The sequence below is a fragment of the Pseudomonas fluorescens genome, from assembly GCF_902497625.1.
In the GTDB taxonomy this organism is placed as follows: Bacteria; Pseudomonadota; Gammaproteobacteria; order Pseudomonadales; family Pseudomonadaceae; genus Aquipseudomonas; species Aquipseudomonas fluorescens_BQ.
Genome location: NZ_CABVGX010000026.1, coordinates 1 through 16,268 on the forward strand (window position 1 = coordinate 1; position 16,268 = coordinate 16,268).

General features: G+C 59.2%; 17 protein-coding genes. 8 read left to right on the top strand and 9 right to left on the bottom strand.

The features are described from left to right. On the bottom strand, positions 1–248 hold a 248-nt coding region (locus F8N12_RS16625), incomplete at its 3' end, for a hypothetical protein (protein ID WP_150581418.1). Positions 249–491: 243 nt separating this feature from the next. Here F8N12_RS16625 and F8N12_RS16630 point away from each other — a divergent pair. From F8N12_RS16630 to F8N12_RS16640, 3 genes are read left to right on the top strand one after another with little or no spacing between them, the layout of a single operon-like run. Continuing rightward, positions 492–1,208: a hypothetical protein gene (locus F8N12_RS16630; RefSeq protein ID WP_224787715.1), complete on the top strand. Its 717-nt coding sequence runs from the start codon at positions 492–494 to the stop codon at positions 1,206–1,208. Further along, positions 1,208–1,639 (top strand): phage holin family protein, encoded by a 432-nt coding sequence (locus F8N12_RS16635; protein ID WP_150581419.1) that lies wholly within the window; start codon positions 1,208–1,210, stop codon positions 1,637–1,639. Before F8N12_RS16630 ends, F8N12_RS16635 begins: the two co-directional genes overlap by 1 nt. After that, positions 1,636–2,538, top strand: coding sequence for a DUF3618 domain-containing protein (locus tag F8N12_RS16640; RefSeq protein ID WP_150581420.1), 903 nt, complete (start codon positions 1,636–1,638; stop codon positions 2,536–2,538). The genes F8N12_RS16635 and F8N12_RS16640 overlap by 4 nt, the downstream gene beginning before the upstream one ends. A gap of 60 nt (positions 2,539–2,598) precedes the next feature. Here the strand turns inward: F8N12_RS16640 and F8N12_RS16645 are convergent, their stop codons facing one another. Further along, entirely contained in the window at positions 2,599–2,829 is a 231-nt protein-coding gene (locus F8N12_RS16645; protein ID WP_150581421.1) for a hypothetical protein, read from the bottom strand. 194 nt (positions 2,830–3,023) lie between these two features. Between F8N12_RS16645 and F8N12_RS16650 the strand changes: the two genes are divergently transcribed. From F8N12_RS16650 to F8N12_RS16660, 3 genes are read left to right on the top strand one after another with little or no spacing between them, the layout of a single operon-like run. Continuing rightward, complete coding sequence (locus F8N12_RS16650; protein ID WP_150581422.1) at positions 3,024–3,272, top strand: hypothetical protein; 249 nt, start codon at positions 3,024–3,026, stop codon at positions 3,270–3,272. A gap of 9 nt (positions 3,273–3,281) precedes the next feature. Then, the gene (locus F8N12_RS16655; protein WP_150581423.1) at positions 3,282–4,448 is read left to right on the top strand and encodes a carboxylate-amine ligase; all 1,167 of its coding nucleotides are present in this window, start codon (positions 3,282–3,284) and stop codon (positions 4,446–4,448) included. A gap of 43 nt (positions 4,449–4,491) precedes the next feature. Continuing rightward, on the top strand, positions 4,492–4,719 hold the full coding sequence (locus F8N12_RS16660; RefSeq protein ID WP_150581496.1) for a PLD nuclease N-terminal domain-containing protein: 228 nt from the start codon (positions 4,492–4,494) through the stop codon (positions 4,717–4,719). Between the two features lie 199 nt (positions 4,720–4,918). Here F8N12_RS16660 and aceE read toward each other — a convergent pair whose 3' ends face one another. Beyond that, complete coding sequence (aceE, locus tag F8N12_RS16665) at positions 4,919–7,588, bottom strand: pyruvate dehydrogenase (acetyl-transferring), homodimeric type (RefSeq protein ID WP_150581424.1); 2,670 nt, start codon at positions 7,586–7,588, stop codon at positions 4,919–4,921. A 172-nt stretch (positions 7,589–7,760) separates the two neighbouring features. Here aceE and F8N12_RS16670 point away from each other — a divergent pair, with 172 nt between their 5' ends. Then, positions 7,761–8,213, top strand: coding sequence for a MarR family winged helix-turn-helix transcriptional regulator (locus tag F8N12_RS16670; protein WP_150581425.1), 453 nt, complete (start codon positions 7,761–7,763; stop codon positions 8,211–8,213). Between the two features lie 13 nt (positions 8,214–8,226). On the opposite strand, the gene F8N12_RS16675 is transcribed toward F8N12_RS16670, so the two are convergent. The 6 genes from F8N12_RS16675 to F8N12_RS16710 all read right to left on the bottom strand — a co-directional run bounded on the left by F8N12_RS16675 (position 8,227) and on the right by F8N12_RS16710 (position 14,939). Next, complete coding sequence (locus F8N12_RS16675; RefSeq protein ID WP_150581426.1) at positions 8,227–9,330, bottom strand: transketolase-like TK C-terminal-containing protein; 1,104 nt, start codon at positions 9,328–9,330, stop codon at positions 8,227–8,229. A 149-nt stretch (positions 9,331–9,479) separates the two neighbouring features. Then, positions 9,480–10,235: a DUF4239 domain-containing protein gene (locus F8N12_RS16680; RefSeq protein WP_150581427.1), complete on the bottom strand. Its 756-nt coding sequence runs from the start codon at positions 10,233–10,235 to the stop codon at positions 9,480–9,482. A 56-nt stretch (positions 10,236–10,291) separates the two neighbouring features. Beyond that, entirely contained in the window at positions 10,292–11,107 is an 816-nt protein-coding gene (locus tag F8N12_RS16685; protein ID WP_150581428.1) for a DUF1206 domain-containing protein, read from the bottom strand. Between the two features lie 612 nt (positions 11,108–11,719). Then, entirely contained in the window at positions 11,720–12,991 is a 1,272-nt protein-coding gene (locus F8N12_RS16700; protein WP_150581431.1) for an NAD(P)/FAD-dependent oxidoreductase, read from the bottom strand. Between the two features lie 28 nt (positions 12,992–13,019). Then, positions 13,020–13,961: a dihydrodipicolinate synthase family protein gene (locus F8N12_RS16705; protein ID WP_150581432.1), complete on the bottom strand. Its 942-nt coding sequence runs from the start codon at positions 13,959–13,961 to the stop codon at positions 13,020–13,022. 51 nt (positions 13,962–14,012) lie between these two features. After that, positions 14,013–14,939 (bottom strand): 4-hydroxyproline epimerase, encoded by a 927-nt coding sequence (locus F8N12_RS16710; protein WP_150581433.1) that lies wholly within the window; start codon positions 14,937–14,939, stop codon positions 14,013–14,015. A 305-nt stretch (positions 14,940–15,244) separates the two neighbouring features. Between F8N12_RS16710 and F8N12_RS16715 the strand changes: the two genes are divergently transcribed. Beyond that, positions 15,245–16,018 (top strand): AraC family transcriptional regulator, encoded by a 774-nt coding sequence (locus F8N12_RS16715; protein WP_150581434.1) that lies wholly within the window; start codon positions 15,245–15,247, stop codon positions 16,016–16,018. Positions 16,019–16,268: the final 250 nt, after the last annotated feature.

The following is a 16,268-nucleotide window of genomic DNA, read 5'->3' on the forward strand; positions in this document are numbered from 1 at the left end:
CCGCTACTCCCACCGTTGCCGCTACTGCTGCTGCCTCCCTGCTTGTCAACACCACCTGCCTTCGCACCACCCGGAGTCGGGCCACCGTCGGTGGTGGCTTCATCGGCGCGGGTAGCCGCATCTGGCTGCACAGTGGTGCCCGACGGTGACATCTCGGTGCCAGTCGTCGTATCGGCTGCCATTACTTGAATCGAGCAGGCCGATAGCAGGCCAGCCAGCGTGAGCACCGCAATTCTGTTCTTGGTCATGTTGAATGTTCCTTGCGAGTGGTTGACACAGCATTTGAAGGAGCACCGTGTGGAAGGTGCACAGCAGCGGACGAACGGCGGTTACTGAATGTAAATTCGCCACCGGCGCGGAACAAATCGTATCGCTCATCAATTCATTGGAACTCCCGAACGCAGTCTTTCGTCATCTGAATGGATGGGCTTCATGCAGACGATGCTGCAGCCTCGACACGCTTGTTTTTCATTTTGAAGGTGAGGGACGACATGAATACTTCAGACAACAGGACTGATAATCAGCCTGGGAATCAGCAGTCCGGGGGACCGGAGAAGGGCTTTGATCAACTCAAGGACAATGTGACGGAAGCGCTCGGTGGAGCGCGGCAGCAGGCGGATGCGCAATTTGGCCAATACCGCGACACGGCGGCAGACCAGATTGAAGCGCTGGCCCAGGGCGCCAAGTCTGTCGTTTCCGAAATGGAAAGCAAGGACACCCTCGGCATGTCCGACTACCTAGCCGATGTCGCCGATTCGATGACCGGGCTGGCCAGCAACCTGCGCGGTAAAAGCGCCGAGGAACTGTTACATGACGGCGCCGATCTGGCCCGTAAAAATCCTACGTTGTTTATTGCCGGCAGCATTGCGTTGGGGTTTGCGCTGTCGCGGTTTCTCAAGGCGGGCACTGCGCCGGCCGCGTCGTTCAACAATGATCGTGATCCGGCAGACAGCCACTCCATGCCGCCTTCGGGTGGCTTTGGCGCTCAGCGACCTTATGAAAGCTCCGTGCCTTCGCGCAGCGGTTCCGAATCCGGGCTGGCAACTGGAATCACTCCGACCTCGCCAAATGAATATGACCATCCCTCGGACTTCGCCTCGTCTGCAACCGCTGGTTCCACGACATCGACCTCGAGCCCGAACTCCACACCGGGCTCCGCGAGCTTCAATTCGACGCCAGGTTCCTCGAACTACAAAGGAGAGCTGTGATGAACAGAGAAGATACTGATTTGCCGGGCAGCCGTCCTGCTGCGGCACCTGAGAATGATGCCTCGGTCGTCGGCCTGTTACGCCAGCTCTCCCGCGAAGTGCCGGCGCTGTTCACCAAAGAACTGGCGCTGGCCAAAGCCGAGCTGCAAGCCAGCCTCACCACCCTCAAGGCCGGGATTGCCGGTGTAGCTGGCGGCGCGATCGTGTTGCTCGCCGGTTTCATCATTTTGTTGATGGCGGTGGTTTACGGCCTGAGCATGGTCATGGCGCCCTGGCTGGCGGCACTGATCGTTGGCGTGGTGGTGATGATCATCGGCTTCACCATGCTGCAGTCGGGCAAGAAGCAATTCGAACCGTCCCATTTCAAGCCTGATCGTACATTGGACGCGTTGAACAAAGACCAGGAAGCGCTGCGGAGGAAAGTCTCATGAACCGTGAATTCGACATCGAGTCAGAAAAGAGCCCAGAGGACATCGAGCGCGAAATCGATGCTCAGCGCGAAAGCATTGGCAATATTGTCGATGCCCTGGAAAGCAAATTCACCCCAGGGCAAATGTTCGATCAGGCCATGGGCATGATGCAAAACAACGGCACCACGTTCCTGACCAATCTGGGTACGAGCGTACGCAACAATCCTGTGCCGGCAGTGATCACTTCGGTGGGGCTGCTCTGGCTGATGATGAGCCAGAACCGTCCACCTGCAACCCGCCATGTGTACCGCACCGGACCGGATCAGGACAGGATGGGTCAGTGGGCCGATGGCCTGTCGGAGGGCGTCGACACGGCTCGCGACCGCATGCACCAGACCGCCGATTCGCTCAAGGGTGGTTATCAGTCGGTCAAAGGCAAGGCGTCGCACCTGGCGGATAGTCTTTCCACTGCCACCGACAGCCTCAGCCACACCGCGCACGATGTCAGTGATCGGATCAGCCACACCGCTCATGACGTCAGTGACCGTGTAGCGCGCAGCACCCAGCAAATGGGCAACCAGTTCAGTCAATTGCTCAGAGATCAGCCGCTGGTGGTTGCCGCTGCGGGGATTGCTTTGGGTGCACTGTTGGGCGCTGCATTGCCGTCAACTCGCACTGAGCAGCGGTACATGGGCAAGACCAGTGCGGATATTGCTGACAAGGTCAAGCAGCAGGCGCGAGAAGGGATGGAAGCGGTGCGCGATACGGTCACCAAAACGACCGAGCATCCCGAGCCGAGCGCGAGCGCCGACCTCAACGCCAACACTGACAATGCCAGTACAGGCGCTCAGTCTGCTACGCAAACGCCTAAGCCTGGCGGCACGTCAGCGGATTTGTCGGGAGGGTTGGGTACCCGTTGAGGAAATAACGCGGGAGGCCTGGGTGGCCTCCCGACGTTTGGTCATTGAACAACAAACGGGTCAGTTGCCGTCCGCCACTTTTCGCTCAATCTCTGCGGTCTTGCGTTGCAGTTCCTCCACTTCCTGCTCTTTGACGCGAGTCGAGGAAGGCGTGATCGTTTTGTCGACGCCTTCGGTATCGCTGTCACGGTCCTGTAAGTCGCGTTCAACCACATTCACCGGTTTTCCCGCCGCGTCGGTAGGTGGCGCATTAGATGGTTGGCGAGTGTTTACACGGTCGTCATCTTTCATTTTCACATTCCTCCGTTGGCTTATAGCAATGGAGCATCACGGCAGCATGAAAGTTTGACTGGATCGAGGCAGCTCGACGATTGGCACCGTCGGAAGTCTGAAATCGCCCAGCTAAAAACGCCTCTGGTCGGCATTGCTGAACCTATGCCGACACTCATCGATCCATCCAGAAATACTTCAGGATTCCCACCACCATGAACTCCTTCAGAAACCTGCTGACGCCGGCCCATGAGCGACGACTGCGTGCTCTGGATCACTGGCACCAAACGCTGGACAACGCCGCCCTGCGCAAGGAATCTCCAGATGCCTATCATGAGGAACTGCTGCGCCAGTCAGACGAGATGGACCGCCAGTGCATCGTCAGTTGGGAAGAGTGGCGAGACTTGCGTCGCGAAGCAGATCAAGCGTATCTGCGCGCGGTTGCGGGTGATGATTATCACTGAGGACTGCCGATGAACACTGACCTGAGATTCGGCATCGAAGAGGAATACTTCATTACCGAACTGGGCAGCCGGAAAATGACTGCGAGGCCGTCGCCCTTGGCAATCCAGGCTTGCGAAGCGGCGCTGGGACCGTTCTTTGCCCTGGAGATGTTCCAAGGCCAGATCGAAGTGGCCTCGCCGATTTTCAGCACTGTCGTCGAGGCCGCTCATTACCTCGATGAAGCCCGCGCCAGCCTGCGCCACGCCCTCGAGCCGCATGGACTGGGTTTGTTGAGCGTGGGCAGTCATCCATTAGCTGACTGGCGCGCTCAATGTGCTACGGAGCAGCCGCATTTTGCCCAATTGTTCGAAGATTATCGCCTCGTCGCGCAGCGTAGTGTCCTGTCCGGATTGCATGTGCATGTTGAAGTGCCGAGCCAGCTGGATCGGGTTCAGGTGATGAACGAAGTCTTGCCTTGGACACCTTTGTTGCTCGCGCTGAGTTGCTCTTCACCATTCTGGGACTCAGCTGAAAGCGGCTACATGAGTTATCGGCAGACGGCCTGTGACGAATGGCCAAGGATGGGTATTCCTGAGTATTTCTCTGACCAGCAAGCCTATGATTCTTACGTGGGGTTGCTGATGCAGACTGGCGCGATCAAGCAGGCCGGTGATTGCTGGTGGGGCGTTCGACCCGCGGCCAGATACCCGACGCTTGAGTTGCGCATGACGGATGCCTGCCCTCGCGTGGATGACGCGCTGTGCATCGCTTCGTTTTTCCGCTTGCTGGTCGCCTACGCCATCGAACACGTGCAACCCGGCGCGGAGTACTCGCAAAATTCCCGCTGGATACTCATGGAAAATCGCTGGCGGGCCAAACGCTACGGCGTGGAGGCTACCTTTATCATAGAGGGTTACGACCGCGCCTTCACTACCGAGCAGTGGATGTTCCGGGCACAACAGATACTGGGTAGAACAGCACACGAAATGGGCGTGGGAGACGTCTTCCGACAGCTGCGCCGAATGCTTGCAGAAGGCAGCAGCGCGCATCGTCAGTTAGAAGTTTTCCAGCGCACCCTGAATGCTGGCGACGATAACCAGGCGGCGTTGACGGCGGTGGTCGATCATTTACTGAAAGAAACCGCGAAGCCATCACGCTTCGTCGAGCGCACGCTGGAAACATTGAACGCTGGCTGAAGGATTCGGCCTGATGGTTATCAACTTTCTGGAGAGCACGGCCATGTCGGAAGCAGTCAGCTATTTCATGATCGCAGTTGCGGTGATCATTTTGCTCGTGGACCTGTGGGCAATCGTCAGCGTGTTCAGAAGCGATAAGACGGTCGGCGTCAAGGCGGCCTGGGCCATCGGCCTGATCGTTTTTCCGGTGATCGGGCTGATTGCCTGGGGCATTGCCGGCCCGCGCGGGGTCAAGGAAGGACCGACGTCGCCCGAGCACAGCAAGGGTTGAAGGTGGCATCGTCAAACAACAATCAAGGCGCGAGTTAACCAAATCCATGCCGCACCAAAAACCCTGTGGAGACGTGGCTGTCCGCAAAGACGGCCGATCGGCCAGCAAAGATGCCAACTGTTCGGAATCCTCCGCAGGCAAGCCCGGCTCCCACAGTTTTTGGGCCCCACCGCAGATCTGCGTCTGCCACGGCTGAAGGTCAGACTTTCGCCGGGTTCTGCTTCTCCGGATCGATGCCGTAAAGCACCATCGCCTCGGTGACTTTTTCCCTCGCTATCACCCCGTCATCAGCCAGTGCTTTTAATGCCGCCAGTGCGATGAAGTGACGATCGACTTCGAAAAACTTTCGCAGTGACTCGCGGGTATCCGATTGTCCAAAGCCATCCGTACCCAAGGCCACGAAACGTCGCTTGGACACGAACGGGCGGATCTGGTCAGCGAAGATCTTCATGTAGTCCGTCGCGACCACCACCGGGCCTTGCTTGTCCTGGAGGCTAATTTCCACGTGACCGATGCGCGGTTCCTGATCCGGATGCAGCAGGTTCCAGCGTTCCGCGTCCTGGCCGTCACGGCGCAGTTCGGTCAGGCTGGTGACGCTCCACACCTCACTGCTGACGCCGAAGTCATGCTGCAGCAGCTCAGCGGCAGCAATCACTTCCTGCAGGATCGACCCGCAACCCATCAGCTGAACATGCTTGCCTTCGACAGGCTGTGCCGGAGCCGAGAGCCGGTACATGCCTTTGAGAATGTCCTGTTCCACACCTTCCGGCATCGGCGGGTGGGCGTAGTTTTCGTTGAGCAGGGTGATGTAGTAGTAGACGTCTTCGTTTTCGACATACATGCGCCGCATGCCGTCCTGGATGATCACCGCCAGTTCATAGGCGAAGGTCGGGTCGTAAGACACGCAGCACGGCACGGTGGAGGACAGCACGTGGCTGTGTCCGTCGTCATGTTGCAGGCCTTCGCCCATCAGGGTGGTTCTGCCGGACGTGGCGCCCAACAGGAAACCCCGGGCGCGGGCATCGCCGGCCGCCCAGGCCAGATCGCCAACGCGCTGAAAGCCGAACATCGAGTAGAAGATGTAGAAGGGCACCGTCATCACGCCGTGCGTGCTGTACGACGTACTGGCGGCGATCCACGAGGAAATGCCGCCGGATTCGTTCAGCCCTTCCTGCATGATCTGGCCGTCCCGCGCCTCTTTGTAGTAACTCAGCTGGCCGGCGTCCTGCGGGGTGTACAACTGGCCAACGTGGGAATGAATGCCAATCTGACGGAACAGGCTTTCCATACCGAAAGTGCGTGATTCGTCCGGCACAATCGGCACGATCAGCTTGCCGATGTTCGGGTCCTTGAGCAGCGTGCCGAGGATCCGCACAAACGCCATGGTGGTGGAAATCCCGCGCTCGCCGGTGCCTTTGAGCTGGGTGTCCAGAGCTGATAATGGCGGGATCTGCAAGGGCTCGACGGCACTGAAACGTTCAGGAATGTAACCGCCCAGTTGCGCGCGCCGGGCTTGCAGATAAATGGCTTCGGCACTCTCTGCGGCCGGTTTCAGGTAGGGTATGTCGCCCAGTTGATCGTCGCTGAGGTCCAGCCCGAAACGATCCCGGAATGCCTTGACGGCGTCGTCGCCCATCTTCTTCAGCTGATGGTTGATGTTCTGGCCTTCGCCGGCTTCGCCCATGCCGAAACCCTTGACGGTCTTTGCCAGGATGACGGTGGGGCCGCCGCTATGGCGCATGGCGGCGGCGTAGGCGTTGTAGACTTTTTCCGGGTCGTGGCCGCCGCGCGACAACTTCCAGATATCGTCATCGCTGAGGTCGCTGACCAGTTTGAGCAACTCGGGGTACTTTCCGAAAAAGTGCTCACGAACGTAAGCGCCGTTTTGCGATTTGTAATTTTGATAATCGCCGTCCACGCACTCCATCATGCGCTGGCGCAGCAAGCCGCTTTTGTCCTTTTCCAGCAGGGCATCCCAGCCACTGCCCCAGATGACTTTGATGACATTCCAGCCGGCCGCCCGGTACAGGCTTTCAAATTCCTGGATGACTTTGCTGTTGCCGCGCACCGGTCCGTCAAGGCGCTGGAGGTTGCAATTGACGACAAAAATGATGTTATCGAGCTTCTCCCGACCGGCCAGGGAGATCGCGGCCAGGGATTCCGGCTGATCCATTTCGCCGTCACCGAGAAACGCCCAGACTTTGCGACCCTGATGTTCTTTCAAGCCACGGTCTTCGAGGTAACGCATGAACCGCGCCTGATACGCTGCGGTGATCGGCCCGAGCCCCATGGATACCGTCGGAAATTGCCAGAAGTCCGGCATGAGTCTTGGGTGTGGGTAGGAAGAAACACCGTCGCGGTCGGTCTCGCGACGGAAATTATCCAGCTGGTCTTCACTGAGGCGACCTTCCAGATAAGCACGGCCATAGATTCCCGGCGAAGAGTGGCCCTGGATGTACACCATGTCGCCGGCAAATTGCTCGGTACGACCGCGAAAAAAATGCTCGAAGCCGACGTCGTACAAAACGGCCGCCGAAGCATAGGATGCAATGTGCCCCCCGACGTTCGAATGCTTGCCGGCGCGCAGCACCATGGCCAATGCGTTCCAGCGAATGTAGGCGTTGATCCGGCGCTCGATGGCCAGGTCACCGGGGTAGGGCTGCTGACGGTCGACCGGGATGGAGTTGACGTAAGGCGTGGTAACGCGCCCATAGAAATCACCGTGACGGTTGGCATCGAAATCAAGCATCTGATCGATCAGGTAATGAGCGCGAGAACGCCCTTCGACGCTTGCCACCGATTCGATCGAGTCGAGCCATTCGCGAGTTTCTTGTGGATCCTTGTCGAGAAACAGGGGTTGTTGAGCCATCGTCGTCTCCTGGACAGTGCAGCAGCACCGAATCGTTTGGTGCCTGATGAAGGGGCGTGGGTTGAGGCCAGCCTTGAGGCATTTTTGTAGTTGCAGATGCAACTACAAGTGAGAACTTAGCCTGCACCACGTTACAATTGCAACTAATTCGAATACATCGGAAGGGTGAAGCATGTCGTCAAGTGATCCGGATACCTGGTTCAGATTCGTCCGGGCGCACCGTTGCCTGATCCGCGAAATCGAGCGTCGACTGGCGGCGGCCAAGCTCCCGGCTTACGCCTGGTACGACGCGTTATGGGGCCTGGAAAGCGGCCCGGACGGCGGCCGGCGCATGAGCGAGCTGGCTGATGTCATGGCGATCGAGCGCTACAACCTGACTCGCCTGGTGGACCGTCTGGAGGCCGAAGGCCTGGTCACCCGCAGCCGTGCCAGCGACGACGGTCGTGGTGCGTACGCCGTCATCACCGAGAGCGGCAAGGTACTGCGCAAAAAAATGTGGCAAGTCTACGAAGGGGCGGTCGACGAACTGTTTCTGGCGCAGTTCGATGGCGAGCAACAGCAGGCTTTCAGCGTTGCGCTCGAGCGTGCGGCAACGGCCGCGCGCAACAGTGGGCGCGCGGGTTGAGCAACATGCGCGGTCATTGCAACGAATAAAGGCTCATGGCCTCACTGACGCACGTTTGTGCGATCCGCCCGTCGTCAGCCAGAGCCCGCAACGCCAGCACGACGATCCAGTGTTTATCAAGCCTTGTGTCCAGGGCCGTCTCAGTCGAGTCGGCACCCAGCGTCACGAAGCGTGAGGTGATATGGGCACCGATCTGATCGGCGACATGCCGGCCATATCCAGTCACTGCCACCACCGGACAATCATTGAGGCTCATGCAGTCGAGCAAATGCGCTGATCGCCGTGGCATGGCCGGGTGCATGCGGTTCCAGCGTTGCGCCTTGTCTGCATCCCGCGCCAGCCGGGTGTAACTGGGGCAACTCCAGAGCTCGCTGTCGACGTTCCAGTCCTCACGCAACAATTGCGCCGCGGCCACCACTGACTGCAACGCCCGGCCAGCGCCCAACAAGCGAACCCGTGGACCGGCAGCGTCAGCATCGATTTCGTTAAGCCTGTACATCCCTTTGAGCGCGTGGCTTGCGCTGACCTGGCTGATGGGCGCAACGAACTCATAAGGCTCGTCATGCAGCGCCATGTAGTAAAAACCGTCGTTGTCTTCCACGTACAAGCTGTGCAAGGCGGCGAGCGTAATGGCGTGCGCTTCGGCACCACTGGCAGGGTCAAAAGGCAGGCATTGCGGGTTGGCGGCCAGCCAGATCGAAACCCAGGGGTGGGCGCCTTTGGGCCAACGCGAAGGCAGCGTTTCTATGTCATTGCACAGAATCCCGCGATGGGCTGATTCGCTTGAAAGGGCGCACAGTTCGGCCGACGTCGCCGAACTGGCCAGGTACAACAGCGGTTTTTCGCTGGCGCACGCGGCAGGAACCAAGCGCAGTGGCCACGCATTGATTCGGGTGCAAGCGCCATCGACTTGCGACTGCTTGTTGGCGCGCACGACCCAAATATGTCTGGCCGTTCCGGGATCTCGTTCCAGTCCATTGGCGATGTTGATCATGGTGTAAAGCGGAGAGCAAAGACCCACAGTATGCTGCTGCGTCATGGTGCGGATTTTATCAATGCAAGCCTGAGCGGCGACGCGGGTACCCGGTGTTCTGCTGAAACTGGAAAAGCCGATCATGTGCCTGAAATCTCCGTGCGATCCGTCGTGCTTGCACCCTACCGCACGCCTCAATATGATTGCAAATGCAATTAGGTCGCGCTCGGCCGGAGGGTTTATGAATACACTTCACGGCTCAAGGAGCAGGCGTTTGCCTCTCACGCGAAGCATCACAACTGCATCTCCGCCAACGCCCGGCGTAGTGGCGCATCGGAAATCTGGACCGGGCCATGGAATGGAATATCCATGTCCAGCACCAGGTACACGGATGCCGCAATCAGCAGCGATGACACCGTGAACATCGATATCACCATCGGATTACGCGGAGCCCGATAGCCGAAACTGGCGTAGATCAGGGTCATCCAGGCCACCAGCATGCCAATCAGCGGGCCGGGAATGGCTCCTTCTGATTGCTCGACGATCTTCCAGCGTTGTTCGATGAGTGCGTGATATTGCTGGCGGATGTCTACCAACAACGTTTCATGATAACGATCAGCTGGTTTGATGGCAGCGAGCGCGGCACCGATGTCATCGAGGTATTGCGCTGCCAGGCTTTTCTGATGGAGCAAGGCCTGGTCGCCACGGTAGGGATTTTCCACGGCCTGGCCGACATAAACCACCAAATGGTCCCGTGTGTTCTGCGCGGCAGGGCCATAGGTGCGTAGGGAACGATCGAGAATAATAAGGCTGGTGGCGTAGGCGTGCATGTTCGAGTCGATGGCTTCGAAAGTGTTTTTTGCCGAATTGATCATCAGGCCAAACACCAGCGAGGTCATCACTACAAAGATGTTCGCGACCAGCCGTACCACCATGTTGGTGTCTTCGTCCCGGTGGCGGGGGGAAAGCTTGGGGTACAAGTGCATCATGACCAGTGACGCTGTCAGCAGACAGAGGAATGTACCCGCTGCAATCCACATGGAATCCATACGTTCTCTGCCAGGTCAGCGCATTGAAGGAAGGCCTGCAGGAATGCTCATCCACCTCAGGCTCGGGTTACGCCGGGCACATCCATATTGATTTTGCGCCACGCCGCTTCCGCAAAACTGTAGACGGAAAACGCGATCAGTCCCAACGCCATGAGCATCAAAATGACTGCGCCTGCGGGCAGGTTCTGCAATGCATCGAGCGCATCTTTCATGCCCGGCGGGTCCATGGCCTTGTAGGCCGAGCCGCTAATCAGCAACAACACCGCAATTTCGATAAAGACCACGCCGCGCGCAATCAGACCGAATTGGGAGACCGGGCGCACGTATCGCATCATGTCTTCTTCCGCTTCAAAGTATTTTTCGAAGGTCGCTTTCCAGCCTTTGATGATGTGAGCGATGCCGACGCCCAATGGCACCAAGGCGATGAGGTAAACCAATACGTTCGAATATTCCCACGACAGCAGGTGGGCCAGCAGGTCCCTGGTCTGACCGCCTGCGGAATCGTTCGAACTCTTGTTCCCGCTGATCAGCAGACCCAGAGCAAAAAACGCCAGGGCGCCATTCACCAAACCGCCGGCCAGCAAACCTGCACGAATCACTAACCCTTTGAACTCGTTGCCGTGGTGATCGACGTCGCGGGTAGCTTGCAACACACGCCAGGCAGCGAACGCCAGCAGGCCCGCCACCACCAGTCCGATCAGCACGTAACCGAACGGCTGGCTCAACAAGGCTTCCAGACTTTTATGACTGTCCTTGGGTCTGGTTGAGTCTTGGGCCGCCAGCAAAGCGAAGATCCCTATGATCAGGTAAATAACGCCTCGCGCGGCATAACCGCCGCGTGCGAGGACAACCAAGCCTTGATGAGCGGACATAGGTATTGATTCCAGGAAAAGTATTACAAGGGAAGACATGCAAACCGCTAAGGCGTTCGAAAATATCAGCAGGCGGTCCTGGATGCCGGAAGTGTTATTTGTCGCGAACTGTGCGCTCGCACGATCCTCATGCCTCTTGTTTATTTGAGTTGGGCATGGCTTTGCTGCCGCTCGGCTGCCTGCCGTTGTGCAAGCTGCCGCCGGGAGATCGCTTCACACAAATACGACCTCTATGTCCTGAACGCGCCACCGTTGCGAACTTCATCCGATCCCCCCTGTCGACCAGTCAGCTGCTTTTTTCTCGCACGACGGTCCGCAAATACTTACAAGAAAGGTGATCGCGATGAATTGTCTTATTTGTGTCAGCGCTGCTGAGCGTATTCAGTGTCATGGGCCTTGGGAGGAAAGGGACTGTCCCGACTGCGGGCGCTACCGCGTGTCCGATGAACTGATTCTCGCACTGATCGACCAAGGGCAAATTTTCGATGTTGCGAAAACCCGAGGGTGGCTTGACAGCCAACGGGCGCAAGTGGCGATTCCCGCAATCGTAAAAAGCGAGGCACTGCTGGTTTCTTGAGTGCTTTGCGCAGCCACACTCGCCTGGGTGTTGGCTCAGAAGCGATCCAGTCGGTAGGGGTGCAGCCCGGGAAAACCGGCATTGGCAGAGCCCGCTGACACCAGTTCGCCGATCAGTTCGGCCGTCACCGCCGCCTGGGTCAACCCCAGATGCTGATGCCCGAACGCCAACAGCACCTTGCCGTCACACACTTGGTCGATGACCGGCAGGGAGTCCGGCAACGATGGACGAAAGCCCATCCAGGGTGTCGCTCCATCGGCGTTCAGGTCACGCCGAAACAGACCTTTGCTCAGGTGATGCAACTGCCAGGCGCGCTGCATGTTCGCTGGGCTGTGCAGGCCAGCGAATTCGACCGTGCCTGCCAGTCTCAGCCCGGTGGACATCGGGGTCATGATGAAGCGGCGTTCCAGCGAGGTAACGGCAAAAGGCAGTCGATCATGTTCATGGGGCAGCATCAGGTGGTAACCGCGCTCGGTGTCCAGCGGGATTTTTTTGCCAGTCAGTGCGGCGGTCAATCTGGCTGAATGCGCACCGCAGGCGATCACTGCCTGGCGAGCCTGCAATGTGCCGTGGTCGGTGACAAGTGCAACGCCATGCTCATGCAAGTGGCCACCCTGAACATGCTGCTGCACAAACGCCACGCCACTGGCTTGCGCGGCCTTCACCAGTTCGCAAACCACGCGATAGGGATCGAGGAAATGCCCGGTGCGCGGGAAGAACAACCCGCCCTGAATTTGCTGGCTGAGTTGCGGCGCGGCGTTGTGCACCGCGCCGGCAGACCAGAAATCCACCGGCACCTGTTGCTGATGCAAGCGTTTTTGCAACGCTTCAATCGCCGCTCTCGCATCGGCGTGTTCGAACACCAGCAAAGAGCCGTCTTCTTTCAGCAGATGGGCACGATCGATGGCCGTCAGCAACCGCTGCCACGCACCCAGGCTGCTTTCGTTGAGCGCACGCAGGCCGGCGACCGTTTGCTGGAACGGCACCGGGCGCAGGTTCAGCAACAGACGGATAAACCAGGGCAGGGCGCGCGGCAGGTATTTCCAGTCCAGGCGCAGCGGCCCCATCGGATCCATCAACATCGACGGCAGGCGTTTGAGAATCGACAGGTCGGCAATCGGGAACACCTGCTCGGTCGCCAGGTGCCCGGCGTTGCCGAACGATGCACCATGGCCGGGTGCCTGTCGGTCGATGACCACGACTCGCAAGCCTTGACGCGCGAGGCGCAAGGCGCAGGCAACACCAATGATGCCGGCGCCGACGATGGCTATGTCGTGCGGCGGGTTAGCCGTCTTTAGCTCGCGCATGTTGCGGTGATCCTTGCGGGGGCGATTTTCAGGCGAGATCGGCAGACCAGCTCTCATACCATTGCCGGAACAACGCATACTGCTGCTCGGCATAGCGGCGCTGCGAATCACTGAGGACGTCGGTCTCATTGAAATGCAGGGCGTAACCCTGATCGCCGTTAAGCACCATCAGGTGCTTGTAAAACAGCACCAGGTCGCAGCCCTCATCGAACGAGGACAGCACGGCCAGCGCCGATTCCAGTTCGCGGGCCAGGCGTCGCGCCTTGGCGTCACCGTTGGCGGCCTGCCTGCTCAGGGCTACCAGCTGCAGCACTTCCCGCGGCAGCGCATTGCCGATGCCAGTGATGGCGCCGGTGGCGTTGCAGTTGACGAAACCGTGGACCACTTGCGTATCGACGCCAACCATCAAGCTGACGTTGTCATCTTTGGCCGTGATGTTTTCGGCGGCGTAGCGCAGGTCGGCGGCGCCGCCAAATTCCTTGAAACCGATCAGGTTGGGGTGCTCGCGACGCAATTCGAAAAACAGCTCGGCGCGGGTGGCGAAGCCGTAATAGGGGCTGTTGTAGATAACGGCCGGCAACTCTGGCGCCGCCTGCAGGATGGCCGCGAAGTGAGCTTTCTGCGCAGTGGCGGAGGCACCCCGCGACAGCAGGCGAGGAATCACCATCAAGCCATTCGCACCGACAGCCGCCGCATGCGCTGCGTGGGCAACCGCCTCGCGACTGTTGACGGCGCCGGTGCCCACGATCGTCGGCACACCGGCGTCGACCAGCCGCGCCACGCCTTCCTGACGCTGGGCTTGCGTGAGCAACGGCCAGTCGCCCATCGAGCCGCAATACACCACAGCGCGCATGCCGGTATCCACCAGTTCGCGACCTTTGGCCACCAGCGCCGCGAAATCCGGTTCTCGCTCGGCGGTGCAGGGGGTCATCAACGCCGGGATGCAGCCAGTGAAAATGTTTGCGCTCATCGATCTAGCTCCTGGGAAATCTTTCAAGAATGGATAAGGGGAAGGGGCGACTCAAATGCCCCAGGCGAATGGATCCTGCTCGTCGATCAGCAAGGTGCTGTCGGCCGTCATGTAGGCGCGGCCGGTAATGAACGGGCGGACACGTTCGCCTTCCCATTCGAAACGAGCTACGAATTGGCTGCCGGTGATGCTCGCCTGAACCCAGGTCTCGCCCTCGGCCAGTTTGCCGTCCGCCGCCAGGCAGGCCAGCTTGGCGCTGGTGCCGGTGCCGCAAGGGGAGCGGTCATAGGCTTTGCCGGGGCACATGACGAAGTTGCGGCTGTCAGCCTCGACATCGTCGGCGAACAATTCCACATGGTCGATCAGCGCGCCGTCTTCGCCGCGAATCTCCTGAGCTTCGAGGGCTTTGAGCATTGACCAGGTGTAAGCGGTGAGCGCCTCGACGTTGTCCAGGTGCAGCAGCTGACCATGCTCGGCCACCAGGAAAAACCAGTTACCACCCCAGGCGATGTCACCGTAGACGCGGCCATAACCGGGCACTTCCACAAGCACCTGTTGGCGATAACGGTAAGCGGGCACGTTGCCCAGCGTGACCGCGCCGTCTTCTTGCAGGGTGGCGCTGACCGCACCGACGGGGGTGTCGATGATGTGCACACCCGGCGCGATATGGCCCAGGTAGTGCAGGGAAGCGACCAGGCCGATGGTGCCGTGCCCGCACATGCCGAGGTAGCCGGCATTGTTGAAGAAGATGACCCCGCAGGTCGCGTCGGCCGACACGGCCGGGCAATACAGTGCGCCGACCAGTACATCGTTGCCGCGCGGTTCGAGCAGGCAGGCTCGGCGCCACTGATCATGCTCATCGCGCAGGGCGTCGCGCTTTTCAGCCATGCAAGTGCCGGGCAGGTCGGGGAAACCTGACATCACCAGGCGCGTGGGTTCGCCACCGGTGTGGGAATCGATGATGTGGAGTTTTTTCATGGCAAAGTCCATTCAGTGACGGCTTGGCGTCAACACTGGACTTATGGACGGCGCGGCGATTGATGTTTTATGTCGGGTTGGATGACGAAATCGGCATAGTTACAGCGCTGGGTGCGCTTCGTAACCCAACGGGGGCGAGCCCCCTGACCATAGGAGGAGCGCTCGACAGCGGCGCAACTGTGCGGCAATCTGCTGGCAGTTGCAGGCGCAGAGCTTGGGTGGGAGCGGAGCCTGGCGGGAACAAAGCTTGGGTGGGATAGCGCCTGGTCAGTCGCCAATAACTGTGAGCAGAGGCGGAAAAACCTATGACAACCAACGCATTCACAAGCCTCTGCCAAGGTACTGACTCACCTCGCGCGCAAAACCTCCAAGACCTGCTCTCCAGCATCGCACCCTTGTTACCGATGCTGGACGTCATCCCCAACGCCACCATTTTCATCAAGGACCGCCACGCCCGTTACGTCATGGCCAATCGCACACTGGTACAGCGCTGCGGCTTGAAAGACCTGAAACCGCTGTTGGGGAAAACCAGTGCCGAGGTGTTTCCGGCACAATTGGGCCCGGGCTACACCGAGCAGGATCGCCGCGTGCTGGAGCAGGGTTGGGTGTTGCAAGATCAGCTCGAACTGCACCTGTACGGCAGCCGTGAACCCGGCTGGTGCCTGACCCACAAGCAGCCATTGTTCAATCGGGAAGGTACGATCATCGGGCTGACGGGCATTTCGGTCGACTTGCAGTCAGCCGCTGACACGCACCCGGCTTACCAGCGCCTGGCCGCCGTCGATCAGCACATCCGCACGCATTTCCATCGGCGCATCACGCTGGGAGAATTGACCCGCATTGCCGGGATCTCGGTCGCGCAACTGGAGCGGTACTGCAAGCGAGTGTTCCACCTGACCCCACGGCAGATGATCCAAAAGACTCGCCTGGAACATGCGCACCGACTGCTGGTCACTGCATCGCCAATCACAGAGATTGCGCTGCAATGCGGCTATACCGACCACAGCGCTTTCACGCGTCAGTTCAAGGCTTTGACCGGGTTTACGCCGCGCCAGTATCGGCAGGCGACTGGCGCTTGAGCGGGGGCATGCAGCTCCGCTTGATGGCGACGAGCGATTCTCAGCATGCCCCACAGCATTGAAGTAGCGATTGCCATCCAGGCGGCGATCATGCTGAAGATTGTCATTGCAAGGCTCATAAATTTCTCCACTGCTTTGTCGTCTTCTTGCTCTCCTAGTTACTGACCCGGTGATGGCACAAGGATTCAAATTAATGGCTCAGCTAATGGCCAGTTACGACAAGGCCCTGAAAAATCAGGGCCTTGTCGTT